22 protein-coding genes are annotated in these 24,281 nt (G+C 57.5%); 9 read left to right on the top strand and 13 right to left on the bottom strand.

Going from position 1 to position 24,281, the window contains the following annotated elements:
* The first annotated feature begins 1 nt into the window (after nt 1).
* Nucleotides 2–1,543 carry an exopolyphosphatase gene (gene ppx / locus WFO70_RS00465; protein ID WP_337014003.1) on the top strand — a complete coding sequence of 514 codons (1,542 nt, stop codon included), beginning with the start codon at nt 2–4 and terminating at the stop codon, nt 1,541–1,543.
* Between the two features lie 8 nt (nt 1,544–1,551).
* On the opposite strand, the gene WFO70_RS00460 is transcribed toward ppx, so the two are convergent.
* Nucleotides 1,552–3,792 (bottom strand): EAL domain-containing protein, encoded by a 2,241-nt coding sequence (locus WFO70_RS00460; RefSeq protein ID WP_337016543.1) that lies wholly within the window; start codon nt 3,790–3,792, stop codon nt 1,552–1,554.
* 346 nt (nt 3,793–4,138) lie between these two features.
* Here WFO70_RS00460 and WFO70_RS00455 point away from each other — a divergent pair, with 346 nt between their 5' ends.
* Complete coding sequence (locus WFO70_RS00455) at nt 4,139–4,345, top strand: YfgG family protein (RefSeq protein WP_337014001.1); 207 nt, start codon at nt 4,139–4,141, stop codon at nt 4,343–4,345.
* Nucleotides 4,346–4,372: 27 nt separating this feature from the next.
* Here the strand turns inward: WFO70_RS00455 and WFO70_RS00450 are convergent, their stop codons facing one another.
* A complete protein-coding gene (locus WFO70_RS00450) occupies nt 4,373–5,257 on the bottom strand; it encodes a LysR family transcriptional regulator (protein ID WP_337014000.1) in 885 nt (294 codons plus the stop codon).
* 98 nt (nt 5,258–5,355) lie between these two features.
* Here WFO70_RS00450 and WFO70_RS00445 point away from each other — a divergent pair, with 98 nt between their 5' ends.
* Complete coding sequence (locus WFO70_RS00445) at nt 5,356–6,537, top strand: MFS transporter (RefSeq protein WP_337013999.1); 1,182 nt, start codon at nt 5,356–5,358, stop codon at nt 6,535–6,537.
* On the opposite strand, the gene WFO70_RS00440 is transcribed toward WFO70_RS00445, so the two are convergent.
* Nucleotides 6,534–7,259, bottom strand: a complete 726-nt coding sequence (locus tag WFO70_RS00440; protein ID WP_337013998.1) for an SDR family oxidoreductase — start codon at nt 7,257–7,259, stop codon at nt 6,534–6,536. The two genes, WFO70_RS00445 and WFO70_RS00440, sit on opposite strands and share 4 nt — an antisense overlap.
* Before the next feature lie 220 nt (nt 7,260–7,479).
* Between WFO70_RS00440 and WFO70_RS00435 the strand changes: the two genes are divergently transcribed.
* From WFO70_RS00435 to WFO70_RS00425, 3 genes are read left to right on the top strand one after another with little or no spacing between them, the layout of a single operon-like run.
* A complete protein-coding gene (locus tag WFO70_RS00435) occupies nt 7,480–7,941 on the top strand; it encodes a DUF6130 family protein (RefSeq protein ID WP_337013996.1) in 462 nt (153 codons plus the stop codon).
* Between the two features lie 35 nt (nt 7,942–7,976).
* The gene (locus WFO70_RS00430) at nt 7,977–8,231 is read left to right on the top strand and encodes a YdgH/BhsA/McbA-like domain containing protein (protein WP_337013994.1); all 255 of its coding nucleotides are present in this window, start codon (nt 7,977–7,979) and stop codon (nt 8,229–8,231) included.
* A 9-nt stretch (nt 8,232–8,240) separates the two neighbouring features.
* The gene (locus WFO70_RS00425) at nt 8,241–8,990 is read left to right on the top strand and encodes an alpha/beta fold hydrolase (protein ID WP_337013992.1); all 750 of its coding nucleotides are present in this window, start codon (nt 8,241–8,243) and stop codon (nt 8,988–8,990) included.
* A gap of 61 nt (nt 8,991–9,051) precedes the next feature.
* On the opposite strand, the gene guaA is transcribed toward WFO70_RS00425, so the two are convergent.
* Nucleotides 9,052–10,629, bottom strand: a complete 1,578-nt coding sequence (gene guaA, locus WFO70_RS00420) for a glutamine-hydrolyzing GMP synthase (protein ID WP_337013990.1) — start codon at nt 10,627–10,629, stop codon at nt 9,052–9,054.
* A gap of 63 nt (nt 10,630–10,692) precedes the next feature.
* Entirely contained in the window at nt 10,693–12,159 is a 1,467-nt protein-coding gene (gene guaB, locus WFO70_RS00415) for an IMP dehydrogenase (RefSeq protein ID WP_337013988.1), read from the bottom strand.
* 159 nt (nt 12,160–12,318) lie between these two features.
* On the opposite strand from guaB, the gene xseA reads away from it, so the two are divergent.
* The 3 genes from xseA (at nt 12,319) to WFO70_RS00400 (ending at nt 15,169) form a co-directional block, all read left to right on the top strand.
* Entirely contained in the window at nt 12,319–13,692 is a 1,374-nt protein-coding gene (xseA, locus tag WFO70_RS00410) for an exodeoxyribonuclease VII large subunit (protein ID WP_337013986.1), read from the top strand.
* A 106-nt stretch (nt 13,693–13,798) separates the two neighbouring features.
* A complete protein-coding gene (locus tag WFO70_RS00405; RefSeq protein ID WP_337013984.1) occupies nt 13,799–14,818 on the top strand; it encodes a M4 family metallopeptidase in 1,020 nt (339 codons plus the stop codon).
* Nucleotides 14,819–15,169 (top strand): protealysin inhibitor emfourin, encoded by a 351-nt coding sequence (locus WFO70_RS00400; protein ID WP_337013982.1) that lies wholly within the window; start codon nt 14,819–14,821, stop codon nt 15,167–15,169. It abuts the gene before it with no gap.
* Here WFO70_RS00400 and WFO70_RS00395 read toward each other — a convergent pair.
* The 8 genes from WFO70_RS00395 to ispG form a co-directional block, all read right to left on the bottom strand.
* Complete coding sequence (locus tag WFO70_RS00395) at nt 15,166–15,387, bottom strand: zinc ribbon domain-containing protein (RefSeq protein ID WP_337013980.1); 222 nt, start codon at nt 15,385–15,387, stop codon at nt 15,166–15,168. The genes WFO70_RS00400 and WFO70_RS00395 overlap by 4 nt on opposite strands.
* 52 nt (nt 15,388–15,439) lie before the next feature.
* Complete coding sequence (locus tag WFO70_RS00390; RefSeq protein ID WP_337013979.1) at nt 15,440–16,474, bottom strand: Gfo/Idh/MocA family oxidoreductase; 1,035 nt, start codon at nt 16,472–16,474, stop codon at nt 15,440–15,442.
* 62 nt (nt 16,475–16,536) lie between these two features.
* Nucleotides 16,537–18,090: a peptide MFS transporter gene (locus WFO70_RS00385; protein WP_337013977.1), complete on the bottom strand. Its 1,554-nt coding sequence runs from the start codon at nt 18,088–18,090 to the stop codon at nt 16,537–16,539.
* Between the two features lie 299 nt (nt 18,091–18,389).
* A complete protein-coding gene (gene der, locus WFO70_RS00380; RefSeq protein ID WP_142486692.1) occupies nt 18,390–19,862 on the bottom strand; it encodes a ribosome biogenesis GTPase Der in 1,473 nt (490 codons plus the stop codon).
* 110 nt (nt 19,863–19,972) lie between these two features.
* Nucleotides 19,973–21,151 (bottom strand): outer membrane protein assembly factor BamB, encoded by a 1,179-nt coding sequence (bamB, locus tag WFO70_RS00375; protein ID WP_337013976.1) that lies wholly within the window; start codon nt 21,149–21,151, stop codon nt 19,973–19,975.
* 10 nt (nt 21,152–21,161) lie between these two features.
* The gene (locus WFO70_RS00370; RefSeq protein WP_337013974.1) at nt 21,162–21,782 is read right to left on the bottom strand and encodes a YfgM family protein; all 621 of its coding nucleotides are present in this window, start codon (nt 21,780–21,782) and stop codon (nt 21,162–21,164) included.
* A 13-nt stretch (nt 21,783–21,795) separates the two neighbouring features.
* Nucleotides 21,796–23,070: a histidine--tRNA ligase gene (gene hisS / locus WFO70_RS00365; RefSeq protein ID WP_337013972.1), complete on the bottom strand. Its 1,275-nt coding sequence runs from the start codon at nt 23,068–23,070 to the stop codon at nt 21,796–21,798.
* 91 nt (nt 23,071–23,161) lie between these two features.
* Complete coding sequence (gene ispG, locus WFO70_RS00360) at nt 23,162–24,280, bottom strand: flavodoxin-dependent (E)-4-hydroxy-3-methylbut-2-enyl-diphosphate synthase (protein ID WP_333855614.1); 1,119 nt, start codon at nt 24,278–24,280, stop codon at nt 23,162–23,164.
* Nucleotide 24,281: the final 1 nt, after the last annotated feature.

The raw sequence follows: 24,281 nt of genomic DNA, 5'->3' as shown, positions 1-24,281 counted from the left end.
TATGCCGATAAACGATAAGACCCCACGACCGCAGGAGTTTGCTGCGGTCGACCTTGGTTCTAACAGCTTCCACATGGTCATTGCCCGTGAGGTGGATGGCGCAATGCAGATCATCGGTCGACTGAAGCAGCGCGTCCATCTGGCTGACGGCCTGGGCGCAGACAATATGCTCAGCGAAGAGGCGATGGAGCGCGGGCTGAACTGCCTGTCGCTGTTTGCCGAACGCCTGCAGGGCTTTACTCCGTCGAGCGTCTGCATTGTCGGGACCCATACCCTGCGTCAGGCCTCGAACGCCACGGAATTTTTAAAGCGCGCGGAGCAGGTGATCCCCTACCCTATCGAGATCATTTCGGGCAATGAAGAGGCCCGTCTGATCTTCATGGGTGTGGAACATACTCAGCCAGAAAAAGGCCGCAAGCTGGTGATCGACATCGGCGGCGGCTCAACCGAGCTGGTCATCGGCGAAAACTTTGAGCCGCATCTGGTCGAAAGCCGTCGGATGGGCTGCGTCAGTTTCGCACAGCTGTACTTCCCGGGCGGAGCAATCAGCCGGGAGAACTTCCAGCGCGCGCGCATGGCCGCGGTGCAGAAGCTGGAGTCGCTCGCCTGGCAGTACCGGCTACAGGGCTGGAACGTGGCGCTTGGTGCTTCGGGTACAATCAAAGCCGCACATGAAGTGCTGGTAGAGATGGGCGAAAAAGACGGATTTATCACCCCGGAACGTCTGTCGATGCTGATGGAAGAGGTGATCAAGCACAAGAGCTTTGATGCGCTGAGCCTGCCTGGCCTGTCAGAAGAGCGTAAAGCGGTGTTTGTCCCTGGTCTGGCGATCCTGTGCGGCGTGTTCGATGCGCTGGCCATTCGTGAGCTACGCCTCTCTGACGGCGCGCTGCGCGAAGGCGTGCTGTACGAGATGGAGGGCCGTTTCCGCCATCAGGATATTCGCAGCCGTACCGCGCAGAGCCTGGCGAACCAGTACAATATCGACCGCGAGCAGGCGAAGCGGGTGCTGGAAACCACGACCCATATGTATGAGCAGTGGGAAACCCAGAACCCGAAACTGGCGCATCCGCAGCTGGCAGCCCTGCTGAAGTGGGCGGCGATGCTGCACGAGGTCGGGCTGAACATCAACCACAGCGGAATGCACCGCCACTCAGCCTACATTCTGCAAAACAGCGATTTGCCTGGCTTCAACCAGGAACAGCAGACCATGATGGCCTCGCTGGTGCGTTATCATCGCAAAGCCGTTAAGCTGGACGAGTTGCCGCGCTTTACGCTGTTCAAGAAAAAACAGTTCCTGCCGCTGATCCAGCTGCTACGTCTGGGCGTACTGCTCAACAACCAGCGTCAGGCGACGACCACGCCGCCAACCCTGACGCTCACCACGGACGATAACCACTGGACGCTGAGCTTCCCGCACGACTGGTTTAGCCAGAACGCGCTGGTACTGCTGGATCTGGAAAGAGAGCAGCAGTACTGGAGCGCCGTCACCGGCTGGTGCCTGAAAATTGAAGAAGAGCACTCTCCGAACGTCGCCGCGTAAACGCCGTATCAGGCGCTCTTTGTGAGCGCCTGATACGGCAGTAAAGACTCAAGCGGTACGGGTTTGCCAATGAGATAACCCTGGAAATAATCAATCCCCAGTGCCTCGGCGGCGCAGCGGATCTCTTCGCTCTCGACGTATTCTGCCACCACCAGCATTCTTTTCATCCGCGCCAGATGGCAAATCGACGCCACAATCTGATAATCCAGGCTGTTGCTGACGATGTTACGAATAAAGCTGCCGTCGATCTTCAGAATATCGGCATCGACGCTTTTTAAGCGGGCGTAACTGGCGTAGCCGGTGCCAAAATCATCAATGGCCACCCGGCATCCCATCTCCTGCAAATGGTTCATCGTCTGCATCGCCAACCCGGCGTTGCCAAAGCTGCTGCTCTCGGTGATCTCGAAGATGAGCTGCCAGCTCTCAATGCCATAGGTTTGCAGCATCCGGTTTACCTCCAGCGGCAGCTGCGCCCGGCAAACGGAGGATGGCGACAGATTGATGGCAAACCGCTGCCCCGGCAGACTCTCCCGGTTATCGGCCATAAACTGCAGCGTCTTCTCCAGCACTAGCAGATCAATACGCGAAGAGAGGCCAAACTCCTGCGCAACCGGCAGAAACTCATCGGGGGAAATCAGCTCTGCACCCTCGTTTTGCAGCCGCAGCAGTATCTCGTGATAGTCATCGCCGCGGATCCCCTTCACCGGCTGCGCCACCAGGGTAAATTCATCTTTCTCCAGCGCGCGCTGCAGGCGATTCATCATCGCCACTTTGTCTTTCAGGCCGCGTTGCAGATTGATAGCCCCCCGCTGCTGCAGGTTTTCCGGGTGATTGGTCGCGAGGGAGAGATCCGCAATGGTGCTCAGCTCGCCCAGCAGCAGATAAATGTGTATCACCGGTGATCGCACGTAGCAGTAGCTGACCCCCACCTGCGGCTGGAGCGGCATGCCGTCCCAGAGGAAGCGGAAACGCTTAATGTGCTCATCCAGCTCATCAATTCGGGACTGATGGGATTCGGTATTGAGTCGCATCACCAGATCGTGCCCGGACAGCTGATAAACGCACTCATCCGGCTGCAGATAGTCGGTGATCCACGCGGCCAGTTTCTGTTTGTACTGGATACGCAGCATGAGGCCGTAGTTGCGCCCCAGCACTTCCAGTTCCGGAATACGCATGAAGCAGAGCACCGACCAGGGCTTTTTCCCCAGCGCGCGGTTCAGCGCCCGCAGGTTTGGCATGTGCACCACCGGGTCGAGAAACGCCAGCCGTCTGGCACGCATACTCACCGCCCGCTGACGCGATGCCAGCATCGCCATGTACACCACCACGAAGGTAAAGACCAGATAGCTGGATGAAGTGATAGTGAGCTGAATATCGTAACCCTGCCCCCGGGGGATGTAGCTGTCAAAAAAGTGAATAGAGACAATCAGCACCGGCGTCCAGATCAGGGACATCAGCTTATAGCCGAAGCGCATGGATCCCCATAGCATCACCGGCATCAGCAGCGACAGCGTATAGTTGGTGCTGAAGATGGTGCTGTTTTCGGTGATAGGCCACAGGAGCAAGGCCAACAGGGCGCAGCTTGCCACCAGCCAGATAGCCACTTCCATTACCGTTACTTTGCGGTCAATCTGGCACACAATCTGCGACAGCAGGCTTCGCAGATAGCGGGGATGGCGAAGGGTACGAATGATCAGATAGCAGAACGGAACGCCCGTCAGGCAGCCGACCAGTAAGCCCTGATAGTTAATCAGCGAGCGGATCCCGGGGGGGCTGATACCGGCCACATTAAACCGTATTTTATAGACGCCAAGGTAGACGGCGAACTGAAACAGCATCAGGAAAATCGTGGCGGGACAGAACATCTGCCAGAACAGCCGTTGCGCCATCAGCCGGGGCTCACCATAGGCGACCTTATTGCGACGAGGCGCGAAGACCCGGTATCCGCCCCAGCTGAGGGTGATGGGGATCAAAAAATGCGTAATGGCAACGGCGGTTTCATACCCGCCAAACGTGGGGTAATAGCGCAGAAAGAGTGCAAGGATAATACCAGGAACCGCCGCCATGCCGTAAAACAGCATCATCGACAGCAAAAACGCCAGCGGCATGTAATAGAGCACCACGATGCTTTCCTGCACCTGGGTATAGGTGGTGGCCAGGCGCGCAACGGGTAGCAGAACAACCGGCAGAATCAACGGCAGCGCCCACCAGCGGTCTCGATATTTTTTATATAATGCGAAAATAGTCATAGATGCCATAGTTAACCCGCTCATCCAGGGGCAGTTTAGACAGGCATCCAACCTGACGATGTTGTCGTGCTGGCGATATAACGCTTACACGAAGGAGGAAAGATTTTAGTAAGCCATGGCGAGGGAGATTTGACTTAAATCAAAGAGATTAATGCCGGAAAGAAATATTCACCTTTTTTAACCCTACTTTTGTGCTAATTATCAGTAGCGTAAATAAAGTTATTATCAAACATAACAATCAGTAGATTAATCGTTGACAGAATTTTACATTCCCCGGAATTGACCCCTGTGGCTCCCGTATGCCTTAATGGCACATCGCCCGCAGGGTATTTTCAGGAACACTACAGTGAGTCAGGCCACACGTATGCGAAAACGACATCGGTTTAACACTCGGATGACGCGTATCATACTGCTAATCAGCTTATTCTTTTTTGTAGGCCGCTTCATTTACTCCTCCATTGGTGCCTGGTATCACCATCAGGAAAAAAAACAGGCGCAACAATCCAGCCTTTCTGGCGAATACGTCGAGCGCTCCACTAACACCCTTAATTAACCCGCCTGTATTTGCTGGATAATTAAATTATTTCGCCGTTTGTAATAATCGAATAATTTCGCTGATCCCTTTACTCAGCACTTTATCCTGACGCATAGCGATGGCCAGCTGGCGCCGTAAAACCGGTGTAAGCGAGCGCACGCATAACCCCTGCCTGTCCTGCTCACAATTCACCGCCATACGGGGAATAATGCTGTATCCCAGCCCAACGCGAACCATACGTTTGATGGCTTCGATGCTGCCGGACTGCATGATCGGCTGCACCGCCATACCGCTGGCCTGGAACCAGGCGTCGATCACTGCCCGTGTGCTGCTCCCGGTTTCAAAGGCGATAAAGGGGTGCGCCTCTAGCTCGGCTGCGGTCAGCGTGGTAAACAGCCCCTGCCAATCTTCTGCTGCAATAAACACGAACTCTTCATCCAGCACCGGGGCGATAGCCAGTGACGAACCCGCTGCGGGTAAGGTCACCAGCCCCAGATCGAGACGGTTCTCCTCGATGGTGCGTACTATCTCCAGGGTATTACCGGTAGTGACGCCGACCCGCAGCAGGGGATGATCCTGACGCAGCTGCTGCAACAGCGGCGGCAAAAGATGGATGCAGGCCGTCGCCCCCATCCCGATGGTGATCGTTCCGCTCACTGCATGGCTGAACGCCGCCACCGCCCGGATGGTCTCCTCCACCGCCTGCTCGATCCGCTCGCCGTGAGTCAACAGCGCCAGCCCGGCCGCCGTAGCTTTAACGCCCCGTCCGGTACGCTCGATTAACCGCGCCTGCAGGAATTGCTCCAGCTGGCGGATTTGCAAACTCACCGCCGGTTGCGAAAGCCCCAGCACGTCCGCAGCCGCAGAAAAACTGCCCCGCTGAACGACCAGTCGAAAGGTCGCCAGCTGTCCCAGATTCAGCGTCGTCATCACAAAGTTTCTCTTATAGGAGCCATAAACGCACCGGCCTGCCAGCAGCCTGATGCGCGGGATATGCTCAGGATAACTGCCTGAAGGAATGAAAGATAATGAAAAACCTGGCCATGCCCCGCACGCTTCCCCTGACCACCGGCTGTAACCAGCTCATCAACTGGGGGATCTCCTTTTACATGCCGGGCACGTTTGCCCGGGCCATCGCAGCGGATAGCGGCTGGTCGTCCCCGGCAATCTATTCGGGCCTGACACTCGCCATGCTGGTGATGGCCGCCCTCTCGCCTTTTGTTGCTTATCTTCTGGCGCGGATGGGAGGACAGCGGGTGGTGATGCTCGGATCGCTGCTGATCTCCGCCAGCTGTATGATGATGGCAAACGCCCACTCCCTTGTCGCCTGGTACGCCGCCTGGATGCTAACCGGCATCGGCATGCGCCTGTCACTGTATGACGCGCTGTTTGCGGCGCTGGTGAATCTCTACGGCCAGCAGGCGCGGCGTACCATCTCTCGCATCACCCTGGCGGGTGGGCTGGCGTCGGTGGTGTTCTGGCCGCTGGGCGAGGCGTTGCTGACAATCATGAGCTGGCGGGACGCGCTGCTGGTCTATGCCCTGTTCGGCTTATTGAGCGCCGCGTTAACCCTGGCTTTATCCAATCAAACACGCCCGACCGTCAAACCATCCACCCTGCCAGCCGTTAAACAGGATCGCCGCAACGGCTGGCTGTATGCCGCCTTTATTGCGCTGATTACCTTTGTCTCTAACGGCACGTCCACCCACCTGCCGGAATTTATCGCCAGCGTCGGCCTGCCGGTTACCATCGGCATGTTATGGGGGATTGGACAGACCGGGGCGCGATTCCTGGAGGTGATCGCCGGGGCGGGACTCACCCCGCTGCGCCTGACGCTGCTGACCGCTCTTGCCATGCCGGTGTGCTTTCTGCTCGGGCTGAGCAGTACGCTGTTCCTCTGGTCCGCGGCCGGTTTTGTGCTGGGTTACGGCGCGATTAACGGGCTGGTGACTATCGTGAAAGCCACCTTACCCTTGCAGCTGTTTGCCCCGGAAGAGTACGCCAGGCGCACCGGGGTACTGCTGATCCCGGCCCAGCTGATGGCGGCGGCCTCCCCGCTGGCCTACGCGTGGTTGAACCGGGCGTTCGGGACCCTCGGTGCGATGTGGCTGTCGTTGGGGCTGACGCTGGTGATTGCCGGGCTGGCGGTGGCTATCGTGAAGGGGCAGACATCCCAGAGTCGGACGGGCTTCCCTGCCCTTAGCGACTAAAGTACAAAGCCGCCATCAATGGTCAGGCTTGCCCCGGTCATATAACCGGACGACTCACCGGCAAGCCAGGCGGCCAGCGAGGCGATTTCATCCGGCTCCCCCATTCGCTGCAGCGGAATGCTGCTGACGATCTGCTCCGCCATTCCGGCAGTCATATCGGTGGCGATGGGTCCGGGCTGAATGTTGTTGATGGTGATGTGCCGTGGCGCCAGATCCAGCGCCAGATTTTGCACCATCGACGCCACGGCCGCTTTACTCATGGCATAAACGCTGCTGCCCGCATGTCCGGTGCGCACCGCGGTATTACTGCCGATGGTGATCACGCGTCCCCCTTCTGCCATCTGCTTAACTGCCGCCTGAATGGCGAGGAAAACGCCGCGCACGTTGACGGCCAGGGTGGTATCCAGATCCTCCAGCGAATAATCCTCAATAGTTCCGAGGCGCAACACACCCGCATTCACCACCGCGACATCCAGCCTGCCATACCGCTGTAATGTCTTATCCACCGCCGCCTGGATAGCCGTTGCGTCTGCGCTGTCAGCTTCAATGGTTATCGCCTCCCCGCCCTGTTGCTCAATCGTTGACACCAGTGCCTGCGCCCGGTCCGGACGTGACACCCAGGTGACGGCAACCCGATAACCGTCGTGCGCCAGTCGCGCCGCAATAGCCGCCCCGATACCGCGCGCGCCGCCGAAAATCAACGCTACTTTTTCGTGATTCATGAGGGTAATTCTCCTCTTTGCTTTAGCACCCACCCGGGTGCCTCTGCAGACACGATGCCAGCAGAAAGCCCCCCGCGCTTGCCCGGAATGTATCGCACTGTATCCACCCCGCCCTGCTTACGCAGCCATACAAAAAAGCCGCCCGCAGCAAACAGATCCGATACATAAAAATGTTTTCCTGTATCTGTCGCCATTGATGACCTGAAGAGGAGATACCCGAATGTTGCATCGAAATGTACTGCTCACGCTGTTCACGTTGGCATCAAGCTGCACCTGGGCCGCAACGTTAAGCGGGCTCAGTGCGGCGGATGTTAACGGCCCCGCCGCCGTTGCCCCGCTCGAACAGCCCCAGCCTCCGGCAAAGCTGATTGTTGATCCGCCGCTGGCGGGCCCGCTGAGTAAAGGCGCGGTCTTTATTCAGTACCGCACCGAGAACATGCGCATTGAACCCGTGTTCGGGCCCGAAGCGCTCAAGGTGACGCCGCGCATCGGTCATATCCACGTCATCGTGGATGACAACCCGTGGCACTGGGCTGACGCCAGCGGCGAGCCGGTCATTCTGGTGGGACTGCCCGCAGGGCATCACCAGGTGACCCTTATTCTCGCCGACCCAACCCATAAACCTGTTGATCGTAAAACCATCGAATTCACCGTACCGCCCCATGCTGCGGTTATGCACTGAACGCAACCCATCACTTATTTTTGAGGATTTACACCATGAAAACATTACTGATCGCCGTTCTGACCTTCACCGCCGCCATGACTTCCTCCGCTTTCGCTGCCGAGGAAATTAACCAGCCGCAGGGGCTGCAAAAAATAGGCACTATTTCCGACAGCAGCGGCGCATCGTCACTGGCAGATCTGGAGGCGAAACTGCAGGCCAAAGCCGCCGAAGCGGGTGCCAGCGCATTCCACATTACCTCCGCCGGGGGAAATAACACCCTGTCAGGCACCGCGGATATTTATCGTTGAGGCGTGACCATGAATAAACTCTCAATACATACCGTTGCGGTGGGCCTGATGCTGGCCGCCGCCAGCGGTTCGGCACTGGCGGGCAGCGATAAAACCGTGGTGCTGGTGCACGGTGCCTTCGCCGACGGCAGCAGCTGGAACCCGGTGATCGACAAACTGCAAAGCCAGCATACCGAAGTCATTGCCGTTCAGCTGCCGCTCACCTCGTTAAAAGATGATGTCGATGCCACCCGGCGCGCTATCGCCCGGGCTCACGGGGATGTGGTGCTGGTGGGCCACTCCTGGGGCGGGACGGTGATCAGCGAGGCGGGTAACGATACGCGGGTCAAATCGCTGGTCTATGTGGCGGCGTTTGCCCCGGATTCAGGCCAGTCGACGGCGGATCTGGCGGGGCGCTACCCTGCCCCACCGGGCAGCGCGGGCATCGCCAAAACCGCAGACGGTTTTCTCTATTTGCCGGGCAAATCGGTACGTCAGGACTTTGCGCCGGACATTAAGGCTGCTGAGCAGAACAGACTGACCGCCACCCAGGGCCCGATCCGCGCAGATGCTTTTGCGCAAAAGGTCGCCCACGCGGCCTGGCACGATAAGCCGAGCTGGTATGTAATCAGCAAGAATGACCGGATGATCAACCCGGACCTGGAGCGGGCGATGGCGAAGACGATTCATGCCAAAACCACCGAAGTGGCGGCAAGCCATGTGTCGATGGTGAGCCAGCCGGAGGAGATTGCCCGGGTGATTGAGCAAGCGGTGAAATGACACAGGCGAAAAAAAGCCCGCAGGATGCGGGCTTAAATAGAAAACGATTAACGGACGGGATTTATTCCCACTCAATCGTCGCTGGTGGCTTACCGCTGATGTCATACACCACGCGGGAAATACCGTTCACTTCGTTGATGATGCGGTTAGACACGCGGCCTAAGAAGTCATACGGCAGGTGCGCCCAGTGCGCGGTCATGAAGTCGATGGTCTCCACCGCACGCAGGGAGACAACCCAGTCGTACTTACGGCCATCGCCCATAACGCCGACGGAGCGAACCGGCAGGAACACGGTGAACGCCTGGCTCACTTTGTTGTACAGGTCAGCTTTGTGCAGCTCTTCGATGAAGATCGCATCGGCACGACGCAGCAGGTCGCAGTACTCTTTCTTCACTTCACCCAGCACGCGCACGCCCAGACCCGGGCCCGGGAACGGGTGACGGTAGAGCATGTCGTACGGCAGACCCAGCTCCAGGCCGATCTTACGCACTTCGTCTTTGAACAGCTCACGCAGCGGTTCAACCAGACCCATCTTCATCTCTTTCGGCAGGCCGCCCACGTTGTGGTGAGATTTGATGACGTGCGCTTTACCGGTGGCAGATGCCGCGGATTCGATCACGTCAGGGTAGATGGTGCCCTGCGCCAGCCACTTCACGTCTTCCAGCTTCAGCGCTTCTTCGTCAAACACTTCTACGAACACGCGGCCGATGATCTTACGTTTCGCTTCCGGATCGTTCTCGCCTTTCAGCGCGTCGAGGAAGCGCTTCTCGCCTTCCACGTGAACGATGTTCAGACCGAAGTGGTCACCGAACATGTCCATTACCTGCTGGGCTTCGTTCAGACGCAGCAGGCCGTTGTCCACGAACACGCAGGTCAGGTTTTTACCGATAGCGCGGTGCAGCAGCATCGCGGTCACGGAGGAGTCCACGCCGCCGGAGAGGCCGAGGATAACTTTGTCATCGCCGACCTGCTGGCGAATACGCTCCACGGCGTCGTCGATGATTTTTGCTGGTGTCCACAGGGCTTCACACTGGCAGATGTCGATGACAAAACGCTCCAGCATGCGCAGGCCCTGACGGGTGTGGGTCACTTCCGGGTGGAACTGCACGCCGTAGAAGCGTTTCTCTTCGTTAGCCATGATGGCGAACGGGCAGCTCTCGGTGCTGGCAACGGTCACGAAGTCAGATGGGATAGCGGTGACTTTGTCGCCGTGGCTCATCCACACGTCGAGCAGCGCTTTGCCGTCGGCAGTCAGGGAGTCTTCGATACCGCGGATCAGGGCGCTGTCGGTCTGAACTTCAACCTGCGCGTAGCCGAACTCACGCTCGTTAGAACCTTCAACGTGACCACCCAACTGCATCGCCATGGTCTGCATGCCGTAGCAGACGCCGAATACCGGCACGCCCGCTTCGAACACGTACTGCGGCGCACGCGGGCTGTTGGCTTCGGTGGTGCTTTCCGGGCCACCGGAGAGGATGATACCGCTTGGGTTGAATTCGCGAATCTGTGCTTCCGTGACATCCCACGCCCACAGTTCACAGTAAACGCCCAGCTCACGCACGCGACGTGCCACCAGCTGAGTATATTGCGAACCGAAATCCAGAATGAGAATGCGATGTTTATGAATATTTTCCGTCATTGACGCTAATTCCGAGGCAAGTGAAACAAAATCGCCCGGCATATAGCCGGGCGTGGAAACTTATCAGGAGCCCATGCGGTAGTTCGGGGACTCTTTGGTGATGGTCACGTCGTGAACGTGACTTTCCTGAATACCCGCACCGCTGATACGCACGAATTCCGCTTTAGTACGCAGCAGGTCAATGGTACCACAGCCGGTCAGGCCCATACAGGAGCGCAGGCCGCCCATCTGCTGGTGAATGATCTCTTTCAGGTAGCCTTTATAGGCCACGCGGCCTTCGATACCTTCCGGCACCAGTTTGTCGGCAGCGTTATCGGTCTGGAAGTAACGATCGGAGGAGCCTTTAGACATCGCGCCCAGAGAACCCATACCGCGGTAAGATTTGTAAGAACGGCCCTGGAACAGTTCGATTTCGCCCGGGGACTCTTCGGTACCGGCCAGCATCGAGCCCACCATCACCGCAGCCGCACCGGCCGCGATCGCTTTGGCGATGTCGCCAGAGAAGCGGATCCCGCCGTCAGCAATAACCGGAATACCGGTGCCTTCAAGGGCTTCAACCGCGTCAGATACCGCGGTGATCTGCGGAACGCCCACGCCGGTCACGATACGGGTGGTACAGATGGAGCCTGGGCCGATACCCACTTTCACCGCGCTGCAACCGGCTTCCGCCAGCGCGCGAGCGCCTGCGCCGGTTGCCACGTTACCGCCGATGATCTGCAGGTCAGGATATTTAGCACGGGTTTCACGAATACGCTGCAGCACGCCTTCGGAGTGGCCGTGAGAGGAGTCGATCAGCAGGACGTCAACGCCTGCAGCAACCAGCGCATCAACGCGCTCTTCGTTGCCTGCACCCGCGCCAACCGCCGCACCCACGCGCAGACGGCCATGCTCGTCTTTACAGGCGTTTGGTTTACGTTCTGCTTTCTGGAAGTCTTTAACGGTGATCATGCCGCGCAGGTGGAAGCTGTCGTCCACAACCAGCGCTTTTTCAACACGTTTTTCGTGCATTTTTGCCAGAACCACGTCGCGGGATTCGCCATCACGCACGGTCACCAGACGCTCTTTCGGGGTCATGTAGACGCTGACCGGCTGGTTCAGGTCGGTGACGAAACGCACGTCACGACCGGTAATGATACCGACCAGCTCGTTGTCTTCGGTCACAACCGGATAGCCTGCAAAACCGTTACGCTCGGTCAGGGCTTTCACTTCGTGCAGAGTGGTGGTTGGCAGAACGGTCTGTGGATCGGTCACGATGCCAGATTCATGTTTCTTCACGCGGCGAACTTCTTCTGCCTGGCGCTCGATAGACATGTTTTTATGAATAAAGCCAATGCCGCCTTCCTGAGCCAGGGCGATAGCCAGGCGCGCTTCAGTCACGGTGTCCATTGCCGCGGAGAGCATAGGAATGTTCAGGCGAATGGTTTTGGTCAACTGCGTGCTGAGGTCGGCAGTATTCGGCAGAACGGTGGAATGAGCGGGAACGAGGAGGACGTCGTCAAACGTCAGTGCTTCTTTAGCGATACGTAGCATGGGCAATATCTCTGACCTGGGTGGTTAAATATTGCCGTGGCATTATACAGAGCGTAACCGATTGCATCTACACTTTTTTATAAAAAATGCTTGCGATTGCCTCTTATCAGGTTACTATCGACTGAATAACTTGCTGATTTAGAATTTGATCCCGCTCACATGTTATCCTCTCAATCCCCCTCAATTTATACCGTCAGCCGCCTTAATCAGACGGTCCGTTTGCTGCTTGAGCAGGAAATAGGCCAGGTGTGGATTAGCGGAGAGATCTCCAATTTCACCCAACCGGCATCCGGTCACTGGTACTTCACCCTGAAGGACAATACCGCTCAGGTGCGCTGCGCGATGTTCCGCAACAGCAACCGTCGGGTCACCTTCCGGCCGCAGCACGGGCAGCAGGTGCTGGTTCGCGCCAGTATTACCCTGTACGAGCCGCGCGGTGATTATCAGATTATCGTCGAGAGCATGCAGCCCGCGGGTGAAGGACTTCTTCAGCAGAAATATGAGCAGCTGAAAGCCGCGCTTTCGGCGGAAGGGCTGTTCGATCAGCAGTATAAACAGCCGCTCCCCTCCCCTGCCCACTGCGTGGGGGTGATCACCTCAAAAACTGGCGCCGCACTGCATGACATCCTGCACGTGCTGAAACGCCGCGACCCTTCCCTGCCGGTCATCATCTACCCGACCGCGGTACAGGGCGACGATGCGCCCGGTCAGATTGTCCGCGCCATTCAGCTTGCTAACGCTCGTCAGGAGTGTGATGTGCTGATCGTCGGGCGTGGAGGTGGTTCGCTGGAGGATCTCTGGAGCTTTAACGACGAACGCGTGGCGCGGGCGATTTTTGCCAGCCAGATCCCGGTGGTCAGCGCCGTCGGCCACGAAACTGACGTCACTATCGCCGATTTTGTCGCCGACCTGCGGGCCCCCACTCCCTCTGCTGCCGCAGAAATGGTGAGCCGGAACCAGCTTGAGCTGCTGCGCCAGATGCAAAACGGCCAGCAGCGCCTGGAGATGGCGATGGACTATTTCCTCGCCAACCGCACCCGTCGGTTTACCCAGCTTCACCATCGTCTGCAACAGCAGCATCCTCAGCTGCGTCTGGCGCGTCAGCAGACCGTACTGGAACGTCTGCGCCAGCGCATGAACCTGGCGGTGGATAATCAGCTCAAGCGTGCGGTCTCGCGCCAGCAGCGGGTGACGCAGCGTCTTAACCAGCAGAACCCGCAGCCGAAAATTTATCGCGCGCAAACGCGTATTCAGCAGCTGGAGTACCGCCTGGCGGAGACGGTCCGCGCCCGTTTAAGTACCACCCGTGAACGTTTTGGCAATGCGGTGACCCATCTGGAAGCGGTCAGCCCGCTCTCGACGCTGGCGCGCGGCTACAGCGTAACCACCGCAACCGACGGCAAAGTGCTGAAGCAGACTAAACAGGTCAAGGCGGGCGATATGCTCACCACCCGCCTGTCAGACGGCTGGGTTGAAAGCGAAGTGAAAGGCGTGACGCCGGTGAAGAAAACGCGCGCGCGCAAAAAGGCGTAATCGCTGTTTGCCGCTACGAATACTCTGACTTCTCCCCGCGCCTGGCTTCATCACTTACACTTAACGTGTTTCTTTTTTTCGGCATTGCCAGAAACAGGAGAGAAGCATGGCCCGAATTCACAGCGTGATCCCGCCCTATATTCTTCGTCGTATTATCGAAAGCGGCTCTGAGCCGCAGCAGCGTTGCGCCCGCCAGACGCTGACGCATGTCCAGACGCTGATGGCACATATGCCAGGTAAACCCGCTGCGCCGCACGTCAATAAAGCCGGGCAGCTGGAGCGTGATATTTATGATGCAAAACAGACCCAGGAACTGCCGGGCACTCAGGTGCGTTATGAGGGGCAGCCGCCAAACCAGGATATTGCTGTCGATGAAGCCTATGATTATTTAGGTATCACCCACGATTTTTTCTGGAAAAATTATCATCGCGACTCGCTGGATAATAAAGGGCTGATACTGACGGGTACCGTTCATTATGGGCGGGAATATCAGAATGCTTTCTGGAATGGTCAGCAGATGGTATTTGGCGATGGTGACGGCGAGATATTTAACCGTTTCACGATTGCCATTGACGTTGTGGCACATGAACTAAGCCATGGGGTGACCGAAACCGAAGCCGGGCTTATCTACTTTGAACAATCGGGTGCGCTGAATGAGTCGTTATCGGACGTTTTCGGCTCGCTGGTGAAACAGTATCACCTGAAGCAAACGGCCGACAATGCCGACTGGCTGATTGGTGAAGGGCTGTTGGCTGACGGAATTAATGGTAAGGCGCTGCGATCGATGTCAGAACCTGGCACCGCCTATGACGATCCCCTGCTCGGCAAAGATCCCCAGCCCGCGCATATGCAAGACTTTATCAAAACGCGCGAAGATAACGGCGGCGTGCATCTTAATTCGGGCATTCCTAATCGAGCGTTTTATCTTGCCGCGACCGCCATTGGCGGCTATGCCTGGGAGAAAGCCGGCTATGCCTGGTATGACACGGTTTGCGATCGGCAGCTGGCTCAGGATGCCGATTTTGACGCCTTTGCGAAATTGACGGTGGCACACGGTGAAAAGCGATCGGGTGGTGAGGTCGCGGCAGCCATTGAGCAAGCCTGGAAACAGGTAGGAGTGTTGTAAATGCAGGTTCCGGAACTGACGGATGACGCCGTGGTCGAGCTGGCGCGCGAAGGCGGGGTGGCCTATATTCCCCACCTCAGCGGGTTACGCCGTATCGCGCTCTCGACGCTTAACAGCGCCCAGCGCCAGCGCGTGGTGAATATACTGGAGCAGGCTATTCCCCGGGGAGAGCCGCCCGGCCAGCCATCATCGCCCGGCAGCGGCGACCAGCGCTATTTTCGTATCCAGATAATCTGGACCCGGCACAATCAGGCGCAATACACCGACATCATTGTGCTGGTTCCCGAGCAGGAAGCGCCAGAGTCGCTGGTCGAGCTCTGGCAAAAAGGCGAAGGCTGCGTCTGCGATTAAGCGTCAGCCCTGACGAACTCCACGCGCTTTTTCGAGATCAAACCGTGGCCGTTCTGGCAGAAGTAATCCACTGCCCCACAGGCTTTTAACACCTGCAGTGGCTGATGGCAGTCGGGGCAGCGCGCCTCCAGGGCGATATCTTTATTGCAATTCTCGCAGTGCGCCACGCCGTTTTGCGGTTCAATCTCCGCATGGCAATCCGGGCAGGTAATCGACATGTTGACTCCTTTGAAGGACATTGAGTTCTGCGCCGATCTTAACACGAGGCGTTCAGTGGGGGCCACGCAGCTGTTGCTGTAATGTCAGCAGGATTTCCACCTCTTCCAGCCTGCGCTGCGTTGTGCGGCTCACCTCGTGCGGATCGCGTACAAACAGGCTCTGCTGCCCCAGGATATGCTCCGCCAGACAGCGCGCGTAGATCGTGCCGCCAAAACGCCAGGCCTGAACCTTATCGTCCTCGATCAGCTCGAGCACATCCTCCGCCCCGCGCCGGTCGTGGCTGATCACCCGCCCGTCCCGCAGATGCAGCCGCAGCCCTTTTTGCCCTCCGGCGGGCCCGGCATATTTGTTTAGCCAGATATCCACCGGCACGCCGCCGATCTGCCCCTGCAGATGCGCCTCGCCTTCCGCGGTGGTCAGATCGCCTTTCGCAATATCGCGTCCCAGACGGTCTCTGGCCGTCACTACCTGCAGGGCAATATTGCCACTTCCTCCCAGATAGCGCACGGTTTCGCGCATCATCGCCAGCACGTGCGTGCCGATATCCAGGATCACCCCGTCAGGATGACGCAGCGTTCGGGTGTCGGGCTCCCCGGTGGCAAAGTTGAGCGCAATGGGCTCTCCCGCCGCGTTGAACCCGCTCGGCTCCTGCAAAAAGCCCTCGATGCGGAGGATATCCGAAAAGGCGTCGACCAACCCCAGTTGCACCAGATTAAGGCGCGCCATCCAGTGATCGAGCGCCAGCACCCGCGCGGCCGCCTCTGGCCCTGCCAGCAGCGTTTTCAGCCGGGCGATTTGGGTGAGCGTAGCGACAATCGGTTTTTCAACCACAATGCGCGGAATGGAGGATGACAGCGCCTGCTCAAGCACCTCAAGGTGCTGCAGCGATGCGGTGGTGATAAACAGCGTATCAAGAGGACGGGCAAGAAGATCGGCAAGCGAAGGACAACAAGTGATGCCATCAAGCGTTCTGGTAGCCTGGATATCAAACCCCAGACAGCGGAGAGAAGTGCCAAAGGTATTTTGTAGTGCGGGTAAGTAGGCGGTTTCCACCACCGCGCCAAGCCCCACAAACCCAATCTGCATGTATCACCTCTGTTTTGGCATGGCCGGAGCGTAACGCACGCCCCGGCCAGCTCAGGCTGATATCAGGCGTTGGTTACCGGCTTCGGCTCGTTTTTCGTTTGCGCATTTTCCAGCATACGACGCACCGGAACAATGAGCACCATCAGAACAGCGGCACAAATCAGCAGCGCGATGGAGCAGCGAGCAAACAGGTTCGGCAGCATATCCAGCTGATCGGCTTTAACATGGCCGCCAATCAGCCCCGCCGCCAGGTTGCCCAGCGCACTGGCGCAGAACCACAGGCCCATCATCTGGCCGCGCATTCTTTCCGGGGCCAGCAGAGTCATGGTCGCCAGACCAATCGGGCTCAGGCACAGTTCACCCAGGGTCAGCATCAGGATACTGCCCACCAGCCAGAACGGCGATACGCCCGCTCCACCGTTATTGAGAACGTTCTGCGCCGCCAGCATCATCAGGCCAAAGCCCCCTGCCGCACACAGAATGCCGATCACGAACTTGGTGATGCTGCTCGGACGAATGTTGTTGCTCGCCAGCTTCGGCCAGGCCCAGCTAAAGACCGGCGCCAGCAGGATAATAAACAGGGCGTTGATGGACTGGAACCATACCGCCGGGATTTCAAAATCACCGATCATGCGGTTGGTGTAGTCGTTGGCAAACAGGTTGAACGAGGTCGGCTTTTGTTCAAACGCGGACCAGAAGAAGGCCGCAGAGACCAGCAGGATAAAGCAGACCAGCAGTCTGGCGCGCTCTTTGCGGTTCAGACCGGCAAACATAAACAGCCAGATGAAGTACAGCGCCACCGAGGCGGCAATCACGTACACCAGCACGCTGGCTACCGCGACGGGGTTAATCACAATCACGCCCTGGGCAATCAGGGTGACAATAATCGCCACACCCGCTGCCAGCGCCAGTAACCAGCCGCCGACGCCGTTTTTCTTCACCACCGGGCTGTTCCAGGTGGAGTCCAGCCCCACTTCGCTGTCGTAGCGCTTCATGGACGGCACGGCAAACAGGCGGAAGATGACCAGCGCCACCAGCATCCCGATACCGCCGATACCAAAGCCCCAGTGCCAGCCGTGGGATTTAATCAGCCAGCCGGAGATCAGCGGCGCGATAAAGGACCCCATGTTGATGCCCATATAGAACAGCGAGAAACCGCCGTCACGACGCGCATCGCCTTTCTTGTACAGCGTGCCCACCATCACCGAGATACAGGTTTTGAACAGACCCGAGCCGAGCACGATAAACATCAGGCCGATAAAGAACAGGTTGTTGCCCATCACGGCGGAAAGCGCAATCGACAGGTGGCCGAGCGCAATCAGAATCGAACCGTACCAGACCGCTTTCTGCTGGCCGAGCCAGTTATCTGCCAGCCAGCCGCCCGGCAACGCGGCCAGATACATGGTCCCGGCAAAGATCCCGACGATAGCGGAAGCATTTTCACGCGCCAGCCCCATACCGCCGTCATAGACGGTGGCCGCCATAAACAGGATCAGCAGTGGACGAATACCGTAAAACGAGAAGCGCTCCCACATCTCCGTGAAGAACAGCGCGCCGAGCGGATAAGGATGGCCGAAGAAAGTTCGGCTTTCGTTTTTATTAACAGAGGATTGCATAATTCTCCCGAGATGATGTGTCGTCGTACTTGTAAACACCGGAAGCCCGCCGCCCGGTTAACGTTCAGGTGGCTTTTTTACATCCGGCGAAATTTTATTTAACCATTTGATAACCTAAGGCAACTTTTGTCCAGCCCCCACTGCCCGATCAAAAGATGAAAGTTCGACAATCGTCTTATTTCTTAGATTTTATGTTGGATAAACATGAATAGTGATTGACATCACATCAATAATTATTCGTGCCTGTCAGGCATAAAAAACCCGCGCCAGGCGCGGGTTGTTCAGCAGAGCAGCAAGGATTATTTGCTTTTCTTGATGTGTTTAATCAAACGCTTACGCTTACGCATCTGGTTCGGCGTCAGGGTGTTACGTTTGTTAGCAAACGGGTTATCCCCTTCCTTAAACTGGATACGGATCGGTGTGCCCATGACTTCCAGCGATTTACGGAAGTAGTTCATCAGATAGCGTTTGTAAGAATCCGGCAGATCCTTCACCTGGTTACCGTGGATCACCACGATAGGCGGGTTATAACCGCCGGCGTGGGCATATTTCAGCTTCACGCGACGACCACGCACCAACGGTGGCTGATGGTCTTCTGCCGCCATGGTCATGATACGGGTCAGCATCGCGGTACCGACACGACGCGTTGAACAGTCGTAGGCTTCGCGTACGGACTCAAACAGGTTACCCACGCCGCTGCCGTGCAGGGCAGAGATAAAGTGGACGCGGGCAAAGTCGATAAAGCCCAGACGGAAGTCCAGCATCTCTTTGACCTGCTCACGCACTTCGTTGCTCAGGCCGTCCCACTTGTTGACCACGATAACCAGCGAGCGTCCGCTGTTGAGGATAAAGCCCAGCAGAGAGAGATCCTGATCGGAGATGCCTTCACGGGCATCGATAACCAGCATCACCACGTTGGCGTCTTCAATTGCCTGCAGGGTTTTGATTACCGAGAATTTTTCCACCACATCGGTGATTTTCCCGCGCTTACGCACGCCCGCGGTGTCGATCAGAACGTATTCACGCTCGTCACGCTCCATCGGGATGTAGATGCTGTCGCGGGTGGTGCCCGGCATGTCATACACGACTACGCGGTCTTCACCGAGGATACGGTTAGTAAGCGTTGACTTACCTACGTTTGGACGACCGACGATGGCCAGTTTGATCGGCAGATCCTGCGGGTTGAAGTCGTCTTCCGGCTCCTCTTCGCCCTCTTCACCTTCTTCGAACTGCGCCCAGTATTCGGCGTCTTCATCCACCTCTTCCGGCGGGTTGATCTCGTCAACATACGGCAGCAGCGCGGTTTCCAGCAGGCTGGTAACGCCACGACCGTGGGAGGCAGCGATCGGGTAGATGTCGCCCAGGCCTAACGACCAGAAATCGGCCATCGCCTGATCGGGATCGATACCGTCGGTTTTGTTTGCTACCAGGAAGGTGGATTTTTCACGAGAGCGCAGATGCTTAGCGATGGCAACGTCGGCAGGCATCAGGCCCGCGCGCGCATCCACCATAAACAGCACGATATCCGCCTCTTCAATCGCCAGCAGGGATTGTTCCGCCATGCGGGTTTCAACGCCGTCTTCTGTCCCGTCGATACCACCGGTATCGATACAGATAAACTCACGACCTTCCACTTCGGCACGACCGTACTTACGGTCACGCGTGAGCCCCGGGAAATCCGCAACCAGCGCATCACGGGTGCGTGTTAAACGGTTAAAAAGAGTGGATTTTCCAACGTTCGGGCGCCCGACAAGCGCGACCACAGGTACCATGTTTAAAGCCTCATAAAATTCAATATCACGTCGCGTTTGCGGCGTTTTTTAAAAAATCAAAACGGCCCCTGAAGCAACAGGAGCCGTTGAGTATACTACAACCGCGGTAATTAACGCGTGATCGCGTACAGCGTACCGTCTTTTGCCTGGATCAGCAGTTTGCCGTCAGCCACTACCGGCTCGGTGAGGAAACCGGAACCGTCGACTTTCTCCTGGGCGACAAAACGACCGTTGCTCGGGTCAATCCAGTGCATGTAGCCTTCGCTATCACCGACTACCAGGCTGCCGTTATACAGCGCCGGTGCGGTCAGCAGACGGTGCAGCAGATCGCTCTGCGTCCACAGCGTCACGCCGCCATCGGTACTCAGCGCCAGCAGGCGATCGTTCTGATCGACCAGATAGATGCGGTTGCCATCTACCACGAAATCATTCACCGAGCCCAGCTCGCGTTTCCACATCACCTGGCCGCTGCGCAGATCCATCGCGGTCAGGTTGCCGTTGTAGGCCAGCGCGTAGACAACGCCGTTAACGATAACCGGGGTCGTATCCACATCGCTCAGACGGTCGATTTCGGTCGGACCGGTTGCCTGAGAGATACGCTGCTGCCAGATCATCTGGCCCTGCTGCATCAGGACGGCGCTAACGCGACCGTTATCGCCGCCGACAATGGCCGCACCAAACGCAGTGGCTGGAGCCGATTCACCGCGCAGGGAGAGCGCTGGCATATCCAGGTTAACGGTCCACTTCACCGCACCGTCAGTTTCATTCAACGCCTGCAGCTGACCGTTGGCAGTATGTACCAGCACCATGCCGTCGCTCACAACCGGACGGGAGAGGGTTTCGCCTGCCACACGGGTTTGCCAGGCAACAGAGCCGTCGCTGGCGTTAAGGGCATAGACCTGGGCCTTCTCACTGCCGATATAGACGTGGCCACCGGCAACGGTCACACCACCTGACAGCAGGGCTGGCGTACGTGACAGCCAGCCGCTTTTTTCCGCCAGATTAATCGACCACACCTCTTTGCCGTCATCGGCGTTAACGGCTTTGACGACGCCTTTGCGGTCAGCCGCATAGACAACGCCATCCGCATAGGCCGGATGCAGGTTGGAGTAGAAATCGCCAATACCGTCACCGACGGAGGTACTCCATGCGGTAGACGGCGCAAACTGGTTTTCAACCGTTGGCAGTGGAGACATGGTGACAACATCTTCTTCGCCGCTGAACAGTGAACAGCCGCTCAATAACGTAACGGAAAGCAGTCCTGGCAGAAGTAATTTACGCAATTGCATCGGGTCCCTCTCAGACGGACAAATTATTTATTTTCATCTGCATCATTTCACTCAGCGCTGGCGAGGCGTTGCTTTTCACACCCGCTTCCCATGCGCTGCGCGCGCCTTGTTTGTCACCCTTGCTCAGCAGTGCTTCGCCACGCAGGTCGGCCACAATTGAGGCGAAACCTTCACCCTTGACGGTGTCGAGGGTTTTCAGCGCTTCGTCGGGCTTCTTCTGCTGCACCTGGATACGGGCAAGACGCAGATTGATCAGCGCTTTCAGGTTATCGTTGCCAGCGGCTGCCAGACCCTGCTGCAGCTGGGCTGCCGCTTTGTCCAGTTCGCCTTTATCAACGAACTGCTGAGCCACTTCCAGCGACGCCAGCGCGCCATAGGTGTTTTTGTTGTCGGCGGCAAACTTCTCGGCCGCCGCCAGAGTTTCAGGCCGATCGGCCTGAATGGCGCTCACGGTATATTCATACTGTAAGGAGGAGCCACGCGCGGAATCGACCTGATGGCTGTTCCAGTAACGCCAGCCCACCAGGGCGCCAACACCTAAAATGACCCCAACAGCCAGCGCTTTGCCGTTTTCAGCAAAGAAGCGTTTAATCGCATCAACCTGGTCGTTTTCGTTCTCGTACATTTCCACGCAGTCCTTCTCCTTAGCCCAGTAGAGTGCGCAAGTGCGCCGCAACGCCTTCCTGCGTTACCGTTGTTTGCTCACCAGAGCGCAGATCTTTCACTACTACGTCGCCGTTAGCCACTTCTGACTCGCCGAGTACCAGTGCGATTCGCGCGCCCCACTTGTCGGCACGGGCGAACTGTTTCTTGAAGTTGCCGCCGCCGTGGTTGGTCATCAGCTTAGCCGCTGGCAGTGCATCGCGCACGCGTTCGGCAAGCTGCATTGCCGCAGACTGCGTTTCCGCGCCTGAGGCCACCAGGTATATATCGACAACAGGATCGGCTTTAAATTCCGGATTAACTGCCTGAACTAACAAAACAAGTCGCTCAAGGCCCATGGCGAAACCGACCGCAGGGGCAGGACGACCGCCTAACTGCTCTACCAGACCGTCATAACGACCGCCCGCACAGACCGTTCCCTGGGAACCGAGGCTGGTGGTCACCCACTCAAACACGGTGCGGTTGTAGTAGTCCAGACCACGTACCAGGCGCTGGTTGACGGTGTAAGCAATACCCGCCGCTTCCAGCAGTTTGCACAGACCGGCAAAGTGCTCGCGGGAATCGTCGTCCAGATAATCGCCCAGGGCAGGCGCATCGTTCAGCAGGGCCTGCACGTCCGGGTTCTTGGAATCCAGCACGCGCAGCGGGTTGCTGTACATACGACGCTTGCAGTCTTCGTCCAGCTTCTCTTTATGCTGCTCGAGGAAGGCCACCAGCGCATCGCGGTAGTTTGCCCGCGCGTCAAGAGAACCGATGGAGTTCAGCTCCAGGGACACGTGATCAGCGATACCCAGCGCACGCCACCAGCGGGCGGTGAGCATAATCAGCTCGGCGTCGATATCCGGGCCCTGCAGACCAAAGGCTTCGACACCCAGCTGGTTAAACTGGCGGTAACGGCCTTTCTGTGGGCGTTCGTGACGGAACATTGGGCCGATATACCACAGGCGCTGCTCCTGATTGTACAGGAGACCATGCTCGATGCCGGCGCGTACACATCCCGCCGTACCTTCCGGACGTAAGGTCAGGCTGTCGCCGTTACGATCCTCAAAGGTGTACATCTCTTTTTCAACCACGTCGGTAACTTCACCGATGGCGCGTTTGAATAACGGGGTCTGCTCTACAATCGGCAAACGGATTTCGCTGTAACCGTAGCTGCCGAGCACCTGCTTGAGGGTGCCTTCAATGCGCTGCCAGATGGCGGTCTCGGCAGGCAGATAATCGTTCATGCCGCGAATGGCTTGAATGTTCTTTGCCACGTTTGTTCTCTTTCTATAGACAAAAATGAACCCTGGGGTTCATAACCGAAGGGTTCAATCATACACAGGAAGCGAACCGCTTCCCATCACGTTATTTTTCGACCTGGTGCACGCTGATGCGCTGCGCTTCATCCAGCATGGTGGCTTTGGCGCGAATGCGGGCTTCAAGCTGATCGATCATGTCGTTATTATCCAGACGATCTCTGCGGACGCCATCTTCATAGAGACCACTTTTCTTGTTACCACCGGTGACGCCCAGGGTTGATACCAGCGCCTCACCCGGACCGTTTACCACGCAGCCGATAATCGAAACGTCCATCGGGGTGATGATATCTTCCAGGCGCTGCTCGAGCGCATTCACCGTACCGATAACATCAAACTCCTGACGCGAACAGGTCGGACAGGCGATAAAGTTGATGCCCCGGGAACGAATACGCAGCGACTTCAGGATATCGAAACCGACTTTGATCTCTTCCACCGGATCGGCGGCCAGCGAGACACGCAGGGTGTCGCCGATGCCTTCGTTCAGCAGCAGACCAAGACCAATCGCTGATTTCACCGCCCCGCTACGCGCGCCGCCGGCTTCGGTGATCCCGAGGTGCAGCGGCTGATCGATCTGTTTCGCCAGCAGACGATAGGATTCAACGGCAAGGAAAACGTCCGACGCTTTCACGCTGACTTTGAACTGATCGAAGTTCAGACGATCGAGGTGATCCACATGACGCATTGCCGATTCGAGCAGCGCCTGTGGGGTCGGTTCGCCGTACTTTTCCTGCAGATCTTTTTCCAGCGAACCGGCGTTGACGCCGATACGGATGGGGATGTTCTTGTCACGGGCGCAATCTACGACCGCACGGATACGCTCTTCGCTGCCAATGTTGCCAGGGTTGATACGCAGGCAATCGACGCCGTACTCCGCGACTTTCAGCGCGATACGGTAATCGAAGTGAATATCGGCAACCAGCGGAACGGAGACCTGCTGTTTGATGAGTTTGAACGCTTCTGCCGCATCCATTGTCGGCACGGAAACGCGAACAATGTCTGCGCCTACACGTTCTAACGCTTTGATCTGATTGACCGTCGCCGCCACATCGGTGGTACGGGTGTTGGTCATCGACTGAACGGCGATGGGAGCACCATCGCCAATTGGCACATTCCCGACGTAAATACGTTTCGATTTTCTACGTGGAATAGGAGCCTGGTTATGCATG

This window comes from Leclercia sp. AS011, assembly GCF_037152535.1.
GTDB lineage: Bacteria > Pseudomonadota > Gammaproteobacteria > Enterobacterales > Enterobacteriaceae > Enterobacter.
This window is presented reverse-complemented; position numbering and strand designations above follow the sequence as displayed.